Origin of the sequence: Neisseria sp. P0019.S003, from assembly GCF_051957115.1 — a bacterium.
Taxonomy (GTDB): Bacteria; Pseudomonadota; Gammaproteobacteria; order Burkholderiales; family Neisseriaceae; genus Neisseria; species Neisseria flavescens_D.
Genome location: NZ_JBQCWT010000114.1, coordinates 1 through 432 on the forward strand (window position 1 = coordinate 1; position 432 = coordinate 432).

The following is a 432-nucleotide window of genomic DNA, read 5'->3' on the forward strand; positions in this document are numbered from 1 at the left end:
GGCAGATTGTGTTCGGGACAATACGGCGTGCCGACGCGGGCGTACAAAAGGCGCAGGTAATCATGGATTTCCGTTACCGTGCCGACGGTGGAACGCGGATTATGGCTGGTGGATTTCTGCTCGATGGAAATCGCGGGCGACAGGCCTTCGATCAAATCGACGTCAGGTTTGTCCATCATCTGCAAAAACTGCCGCGCATAGGCGGACAAGCTCTCGACATAACGCCGCTGCCCTTCGGCATACAACGTGTCAAACGCCAACGACGACTTGCCGCTGCCCGACAGCCCCGTGACTACTACCAGCTTGTGGCGCGGAATGTCCAAATCGACGTTTTTCAAATTATGCGTGCGTGCACCGCGGATGCGGATGGTGTCGTTGTCACGGGCTTCTGAGTGGGGAGTTTTGCTGTCGTTTTGATGATGGTGGTTACAC

Annotated in this window: 1 pseudogene; it reads right to left on the reverse strand. The window is 56.0% G+C overall.

Features of this window, described 5'->3' with window-relative positions:
- Positions 1–368, reverse strand: a pseudogene (locus tag ACTHTS_RS11360) (excinuclease ABC subunit UvrA); the annotation flags it as partial.
- Between the last annotated feature and the right edge of the window lie 64 nt (positions 369–432).